A 1193-nucleotide genomic window follows, 5' to 3' on the forward strand; every position below is an offset into this window, starting at 1 on the left:
TGCTGGGCGTCGATCTAGCTGTGTATTCCTATACCAAATATCTCAATGGCCATTCCGATGTGGTGTGGGTGCGATGATTGCTAACGAGTTGGACGTCGCCATCGAATTGGCCTGGTAGGGCAACAATATCGGCGTCACTAGCAGCGCGTTTTGACAGCTATCTGCTGCTGCATGGGATACATACCCTGACGCCGCGCATATGGCAACAGCAAAGAGTACCCAAGCAATCTTCGCCCATTTACAGCAACATCCGTAGGTGAAAAAGTTGTATTATCCCGGCCACGAGATCGGCCCGCCGCTAGCAAATCGGCTTTGGCGCGATGCTCAGATTTGAACTAGATGGCGACGAAACCACGATGTGTCGGCTTCCTGTCCGTGCTTGAGTTGTTTACCCTAGCCGAATTGCTGGGGGTTGGAAAGCCTTATCCCCCACGCCGCGACTATGGCGAATGCGGGGGGAATGGCCGCCGAGGCGCGTGCCTGTATTGGCGAAATGCTGCTGTGCGTGTCGGTCGGGATTGAAAATAGCGAAGATTTAATTGCCGATCTGGAACAGCCTTTCCAGGCGGCGCTACAGAGGTAAGTATGAGTCCATTAGTAAGCGCGGACATGCCGATTGGCCGTCAATTGCATAAATTTGGCGGCAGTAGTCTCGCCGACGTGAAATGCTACCAGCGGGTGGCGGAGATTATGGCCGAATACAGCCAGCCCGGTGATCTTATGGTGGTTTCAGCGGCGGGAAGCAGCACCAACCAGCTTATCAGCTGGTTGGTGCTGAGCCAAAGCGATCGCCTGTCTGCCCATCAGGTGCAGCAGAATTTGCGACTCTATCAAAGCGAGTTAATTAAAGGTTTGCTGCCCCCCACGGACGCCGAAAGGTTGCTTGTCTCGTTCATTCGCGACCTTGAGCGGCTGTCGGCGTTGCTTGACGGCCCCATCAACGACGCCGTATACGCTGAGGTGGTTGGGCACGGTGAAATTTGGTCGGCGCGGCTGATGGCATCGCTGCTCAGCCAGTTTGACATGGAGGCGCAGTGGCTGGACGCACGCGATTTTCTCCGTGCCGAACGCGCTGCCCAGCCCCAGGTGGATGAAGGGCGTTCCTGGCCGCTGTTGCAGCAGTTGCTGACCCAATATCCCACCAAACGGATGGTGGTGACAGGCTTTATCTGCCGCAACCAGGCGGGTGAAAC

1 protein-coding gene and 1 pseudogene are annotated in these 1193 nt (G+C 56.0%); both read left to right on the top strand.

The window, feature by feature from the left end; all coding sequences use genetic code 11:
• Positions 1 to 583: pseudogene (locus tag BG74_RS13575) on the top strand (PLP-dependent transferase); the annotation flags it as partial.
• Between the two features lie 26 nt (positions 584 to 609).
• On the top strand, positions 610 to 1193 hold a 584-nt coding region (locus BG74_RS17290), incomplete at its 3' end, for an amino acid kinase family protein (protein WP_439895687.1).

The sequence above is a fragment of the Sodalis-like endosymbiont of Proechinophthirus fluctus genome (assembly GCF_001602625.1).
Lineage (GTDB): Bacteria > Pseudomonadota > Gammaproteobacteria > Enterobacterales > Enterobacteriaceae.